Annotated in this window: 8 protein-coding genes; 2 read left to right on the plus strand and 6 right to left on the minus strand. The window is 57.6% G+C overall.

The annotated features are described in order from the left end of the window. Positions 1 to 225, plus strand: a 225-nt coding sequence (locus QZL71_RS08020) for an HAD-IA family hydrolase (RefSeq protein WP_294648437.1), incomplete at its 5' end; no start/stop codon positions are given. Between the two features lie 66 nt (positions 226 to 291). Here QZL71_RS08020 and QZL71_RS08025 read toward each other — a convergent pair. The 6 genes from QZL71_RS08025 to QZL71_RS08050 form a co-directional block, all read right to left on the minus strand. Beyond that, positions 292 to 450, minus strand: a complete 159-nt coding sequence (locus QZL71_RS08025) for a DUF1540 domain-containing protein (RefSeq protein ID WP_005940302.1) — start codon at positions 448 to 450, stop codon at positions 292 to 294. Between the two features lie 58 nt (positions 451 to 508). Continuing rightward, entirely contained in the window at positions 509 to 865 is a 357-nt protein-coding gene (locus QZL71_RS08030) for a nitrous oxide-stimulated promoter family protein (protein WP_005940299.1), read from the minus strand. Between the two features lie 329 nt (positions 866 to 1194). Beyond that, positions 1195 to 1611: a flavodoxin gene (locus tag QZL71_RS08035; protein WP_005940293.1), complete on the minus strand. Its 417-nt coding sequence runs from the start codon at positions 1609 to 1611 to the stop codon at positions 1195 to 1197. Positions 1612 to 1762: 151 nt separating this feature from the next. Then, the gene (locus QZL71_RS08040; protein WP_294648438.1) at positions 1763 to 2533 is read right to left on the minus strand and encodes a heparan-alpha-glucosaminide N-acetyltransferase; all 771 of its coding nucleotides are present in this window, start codon (positions 2531 to 2533) and stop codon (positions 1763 to 1765) included. Between the two features lie 158 nt (positions 2534 to 2691). Then, positions 2692 to 3243 (minus strand): NADH peroxidase, encoded by a 552-nt coding sequence (locus QZL71_RS08045; RefSeq protein ID WP_005926148.1) that lies wholly within the window; start codon positions 3241 to 3243, stop codon positions 2692 to 2694. 287 nt (positions 3244 to 3530) lie between these two features. Beyond that, entirely contained in the window at positions 3531 to 4892 is a 1362-nt protein-coding gene (locus tag QZL71_RS08050; protein WP_005940287.1) for a uracil-xanthine permease family protein, read from the minus strand. Positions 4893 to 5286: 394 nt separating this feature from the next. Here QZL71_RS08050 and QZL71_RS08055 point away from each other — a divergent pair. Beyond that, positions 5287 to 5922 (plus strand): cysteine desulfurase family protein (locus tag QZL71_RS08055; RefSeq protein ID WP_294648439.1); only part of this gene is annotated, 636 nt, incomplete at its 3' end.

Below are 5922 nucleotides of genomic sequence, written 5' to 3' on the forward strand. Positions count from 1 at the left end.
GGCGGCGTAGCCTCCTGCGAGGTGCACATCAACAAGCCCGACCCCCGCATCTATCAGGCCCTGCTGGACAAATACGGCCTGAAGGCCAGCGAGTGCGTGTTCATCGACGACAATCTGGCCAATGTGCAGGCCGCATTCACGCTGGGCTTCGTGGGCATCCGGATGAAGGAGAGCGTGGGCACCCTGATCCGCAGCCTTGCCACCTGCAATGTGGCCCTGCGCTGACCTCCGTGACCCAAAACAGCTCCTGCCGGAAATGCTCTGGCAGGAGCTGTTTTGCTGCTTTGGGAATTACTTTTTCTCGTAGCTCTGGCAGTAGTGCGGGGTCTCCACCTGCTGCGTATCGCAGGTGCACTGCTCGGTCACTTTGATCTGAGGCAGGTCGCACTTGCAGCCGCTCACATTGTGGCTGCACTCGCAGACATCACAGGTAACGCCGATGTTTTCCATATTTATCACCTCTCTGTCCACAGTATGGCCTGCGGGCAGGGTGTTTATTCTGGAAAACTCAGCCAGCCTTTTTCGCTTCGCGCTTAGACCGGAGTGTGACTGCCGCATGCCGGATGGAAAGCACCGGGTGCACCGGCAGCATCCGCGGGCCTGCCCAGCGCATCACCGCGCGGATCTTCTCCCGCATTTCCGGCTTGTAGCAGTGCACTTTACAGGCCGAGCAGAAGGTCTTGGTCTCCATGAACGGGCATTTGTCAATGCGGGTCAGGGCGTAATCGTGCAGCTGCCGGCACTCCGGGCACAGGCTGCCTTTGGGTGTTTTGTGCTGCCTGCGGCAGTAAAGAGCGATCATCTCGCTCACCAGCATCTTTTCATCTGCGCGCTTCTGATCCAAGTTCTTCGGGGTATCCTGCATGGGACGGGGCCTCCTGCTGCCTTATTTTTTTCTACGGTCCGACCGCATTGCAGCGCGGCGCACCGCACGGCGCAAAAATGCAAAGCCTACCGTAACACCAATTGCTGCAGCCACTGCCATATACACCGCCTTCTGAAACCAAAGCGGCAGGAGCGCAGACCTTTCCGTCTGCTGTCCCCTGCCGCAGTTTTGATGCATTCTGTACAGAGGCTGTTGTTTTTGCGTGAAAGTTAGTATTTGCTAACTTCCAGCTCTGCAAAAACACCGTTTTTCGGTGTTCTCATAGTTTATCGCACCCGTCTCTGTTTGTCAAGAGAAGCTTCTCCTGTTTACCATGCAGCCAGATCTGCGCCCAGCTTGCGGCATGCAGCCTGAACATCATCGTCCGGGGCCTCGTTGCAGATCAGGCCCTCACCGTTGAGCACCTGTGCGCCGTCGCCCTGAGCACGCTCCACCCAGTCACGCATCCACTGGCCGTCGCCCCAGCCGTAGGAGCCGAACAGGGCGATCTTCTTGCCGTTCAGAGAACCCTCCAGATCAGAGAACATCGGCTCGAATTCGCTCTCCTCCAGCTGCTCAGCACCCATTGCGGGGCAGCCAAAAGCCACTGCATCAAACTCAGCCAGCTTTGCGGCGTTCATCTCGCTGCAGGGCACGATGGTGCCGTTTGCACCCTCTGCCACGCAGTTTGCCATGGTCTCAGTGTTGCCGGTTGCGCTCCAGAATACGACTGCTACTTTGCTCATAAAGATCGTCCTCTCTCAAATCAATATTAGTTAGATATATCTAACTTTATGTTCCATGAAAATGCGTCCAACCACGCAGACGCATCCCCATTTGGTTAGTATCTTCTAACCACCGATAGAATACCACAGCTTCCCGGCTGTGTCAAGCCTTTTATGCAAAAAGAACTGCCGCGGCTGAAAGTACGCCGTAGATCACCGGCTGGTGCAGCAGATACAGCAAAAGCGAGTGCCGGCCCATCCAGCCCAGCGCCGGGCACACCGGGCGGCGCAGCGGTTCCATGCGTCTGCGGCCCACCGCCTTGTGCAGGTAGTACCCCGCCCAGAACAAAAACAGCCACGGCAGCAGGCCAAAGTAATCGGTGGAGTAGAACCAGTCCGGGTAAAAGCCAAAAAATGCAGTAAAGTAGTTGGCATACAGGCTCTGCGGCAGCATCAGCTTCCAGCCGCCAAGGCCCACCCAGCCCAAGCCGACCGGGTAGCACACCGCAAACAGCACCGCCGACACCGCAAGGCCCACAGCGGGCATCACTTTTTTCAGCAGCGGTTCCAGCACACCGGTCAGCAGCATAGCCGTACCCAAAAAAGTAAGCACGCCAAAAATGACCCGGCCTCCCGGCATGAACACCAGCGTCACCGCCGTTACCAGCGCTCCGGCGGCAAACACGGTAACACCGCGCCGCAGCATATGCCGCCCAAAGGGCGCACAGAAGCCGGACAGCAGAATGAACACCCAGCAGATGGTCTGCTGCCACAGACGCCCCGGCATTCCCGCGTACCAGTCCATCCAGATGCCGAACAGGAACATCATGTCCCAGCAGGCATGGTACAGCATCATGCTGACCAGATCCAGCCCGCGCAGCTCGTCCAGCAGGGCGTAGCGGCCCGCCGGGGTCTTTTGCCGGGTGGTGTGTCCGTTTTTCATTCCCCCGTCTCCCCTTTCGCAGTTCATTGAACACGAGATAAATTATAACCCGCCGCCGCTGTACCTGTCAACGGAACAGTTCCGTAGGTTGAACAAAAAAACCGCTGCACAGCGGTAAAGCCATGCAGCGGTCAGAATGGATAACCGGGGAAACCTTATCAGACTTCGGTGTTGAAGTAGCGCTTCAGCAGGCCCTCAAAGCCGCGGCCGTGACGGGCCTCGTCCTTTGCCATCTCGTGAACGGTGTCGTGGATGGCATCCAGATTCAGGGCCTTTGCCTTCTTGGCCAGATCCATCTTGCCTGCACATGCGCCGCACTCGGCCTCGGCACGCATCATCAGGTTCTTCTTGGTGCTGTCGGTGACAACTTCGCCCAGCAGCTCTGCAAAGCGGGATGCGTGGTCTGCTTCCTCGTAGGCATAACGCTTGTAAGCCTCAGCGATCTCGGGGTAGCCCTCGCGCTCAGCCACACGAGCCATTGCCAGATACATGCCGACCTCGCTGCACTCACCCTCAAAGTTTGCGCGCAGGCCATCCACGATCTCCTGCGGAACGCCCTCGGCCTTGCCGATGCCCACAACATGCTCGGTGACGTAGGTGTTGCCGGTCTTCTCCACAAAAGCGGAAGCAGGAGCCTTGCAGACGGGGCACTGTGCCGGGATCTCGCCTTCAGCAATATAACCACAAACGGTGCAAACGTACTTCTTCATAAGAATAGACCTCCATCATTCTTTTTATATCAGTTAGAAAACAGGCTGGGCGGTGTTGGTACTCACCGGCCCTTGTCATGGCTCTATTATAGCGAATCATTCCTAGTTAGTCAAGGATAATTTTAAGAATAATTCCTATTTATTTTACCTTACAGATAAATTCCGGCAGGGTCACTAAAAACCATCCTCAAAAACTGTGTGCTTTGCCCTGTGCACCTTAAAAACAGCAAAGCCGCCCTGCACACACAGGACGGCTTCTGCCTTGTTCTTCCTTCTTCTATGGGAGATCAGACCTGCAGGTTGCTGCTGGTAGCGGCTTCGGAGCCGTCGGCAGCATCAAACTCGTAGTCGTTGCCGGGCAGGATAGCGTTCAGCAGGATGCCTGCGATTGCGGCCACAGCCAGACCGGACAGGTTGATGGTGACACCTGCAACGGCAAAGCTGACACCGCCCACAGAGTTGAAGCCCAGTGCGCACACCAGAATGACAGCGGCCACGATCAGGTTGCGGCTGTTGGTAAAGTCCACGCGGTTCTCCACCACGTTGCGCACACCGATGGCGGAGATCATGCCATACAGCACAAAGCTGATGCCGCCGATGATGCCGGTGGGGATGGTGTTGATGACAGCCTCAAACTTGGGGCTGAAGCTCAGGATGATGGCCAGCACGGCAGCAATGCGGATGACCAGCGGATCGTAGATCTTGCTCAGAGCCAGCACACCGGTGTTCTCGCCGTAGGTGGTGTTGGCCGGGCCGCCCAGCAGGCCGGCCATGGTGGTTGCAAGGCCGTCACCCAGCAGGGTACGGTTCAGGCCGGGGTCGTTGATATAGTTGTGGCCCACGGTTGCGCTGATGGCGGCGATATCGCCCACATGCTCCATCATGGTTGCCAGTGCAATGGGGATGATGGTGAACAGTGCGCTGATGAACTCCGGGCTGCCGTCGATGGCAAACAGGCCCATGGCCTCCTTGTGCAGAGGGATGCCCACCCATGCAGCCTCAGAAATGCGCTGGAAGTCCACTGCACCGGTCACCAGTGCCACTGCATAGGACACCAGCACGCCGATGAGGATGGGCAGGATCTTGACCATGCCCTTGCCCCAGATGTTGCACACGATCACGACACCCAGTGCCACAAAGGCCAGGATCCAGTTGGACTGGCAGTTTTTGATAGCAGAGGGGGCCAGGATCAGGCCGATGGAAATGATAATGGGGCCAGTGACCACCGGCGGGAAGAACCGCATGATGCGGCGGATGCCGAAGGTGGAGATCAGCAGGCTGGCCACCAGATACACCAGACCGGAAAATGCGACGGCGGCGCAGGCGTAGGGCAGCATCTTGGTGTTGGCAACGGTCAGGTTGCCGTCTGCATCTGCCAGCATGGGGGCCACGATGGAGAAGCCGCCCAGATACGCAAAGGAGGAGCCGAGGAATGCAGGCACCTTCTTTTTGGTAATGAGGTGGAACAGCAGGGTGCCCAGACCTGCGCACAGCAGGGTGGTGGAAACGCTCAGGCCGGTGAGCAGCGGCACCAGCACCGTTGCGCCGAACATGGCAAACATGTGCTGCACGCCCAGAATGAACATGCGGCCTGCGCCCAGCTGGCGCGCGTCGTAAATGCCTTTGGAGTAATCGATCTTTTCGCTCATGAAGTTTTTCTGCCTCCTACAGAACTCGCAGCCCCAAAAAAAGAGGCACCGCCGTCAGCAAAACGGCAATGCCCTTGAAATTTGGGAACAATGATCCCGCCCGGAAATGAGAAGTGCAATACAGCGCAGTCGATGATTCTTGTGCAGCATGGTGCGCTCCCCCTTTCATTCAGGCTCTTTCCAAACCGCCGCCAAAAGCCCCGCAAAAGGCCGCAGCGAGCAGTCCTTCAAGAGATTATAGCAGACTTTTTGCCGCCGTGCAACTATTTTGCTTAATTCTCCTGTATTTCCAGCCCGGAAGTTTGCGCCGCTTCTCTTGCAATCCGGCCCAAAGCGCACTATAATATAACCTACCATTGTAATCTGTATTATAAGAGAATTATCAGGAGAGTTTATGATCTATCTGGATTATTCCGCCAATACCCCGGTAGACGAAGCGGTTTTACAGCGCTTTTGCGAGGTGGAGCGCAATTGCCCGGGCAATGCCAATTCCCGCCACGCAGCAGGCACTGCCGCAAAGGCTGCCATCGACGCCGCCACCCAGAGCATTGCCCGCAGTCTGAATGTGCAGCCCGCCGAGATCATCTATACATCCGGTGCCAGCGAGGCCAACAACTTTGCCATCAAGAGCATCGCCCGGCTGGAGCGCCACCATGGCAGACACATCATTTCCACCCCGCTGGAGCACTCCTCGGTGAGCGGCAGCCTGACCGCCCTGCAGGAGCAGGGATACGAGATCGACCTTGTGGACATCCGGCAGGACGGCACGGTGGACCTTGCCCACCTGAAAGAACTGCTGCGCCCGGACACCATTCTGGTGGCCGTCACTGCCGTGGACAGTGAGCTGGGCGTGGTGCAGCCGGTGGCCGAGATCGCGGAAATGTTGAAGGCCTGCCCCCACTGCCACTTCCATGTGGATGCCACACAGGCCGTGGGCAAGCTGCCGGTCAGCTTTGCGGGCATCGACACCATGAGCCTGACCGCCCACAAGTTCTACGGGCTGAACGGCATCGGTGTGCTGGTCAAGCGG

The sequence above is a fragment of the uncultured Faecalibacterium sp. genome (genome assembly GCF_900066275.1).
In the GTDB taxonomy this organism is placed as follows: domain Bacteria; phylum Bacillota; class Clostridia; order Oscillospirales; family Ruminococcaceae; genus Faecalibacterium; species Faecalibacterium taiwanense.

Coding starts and splice junctions, on each gene's coding strand:
- QZL71_RS08030 (WP_005940299.1), bottom strand. CDS start 865: ATGCAGGATACCCCGAAGAACTTGGATCAGAAGCGCGCAGATGAAAAG.
- QZL71_RS08035 (WP_005940293.1), bottom strand. CDS start 1,611: ATGAGCAAAGTAGCAGTCGTATTCTGGAGCGCAACCGGCAACACTGAG.
- QZL71_RS08050 (WP_005940287.1), bottom strand. CDS start 4,892: ATGAGCGAAAAGATCGATTACTCCAAAGGCATTTACGACGCGCGCCAG.
- QZL71_RS08040 (WP_294648438.1), bottom strand. CDS start 2,533: ATGAAAAACGGACACACCACCCGGCAAAAGACCCCGGCGGGCCGCTAC.
- QZL71_RS08025 (WP_005940302.1), bottom strand. CDS start 450: ATGGAAAACATCGGCGTTACCTGTGATGTCTGCGAGTGCAGCCACAAT.
- QZL71_RS08045 (WP_005926148.1), bottom strand. CDS start 3,243: ATGAAGAAGTACGTTTGCACCGTTTGTGGTTATATTGCTGAAGGCGAG.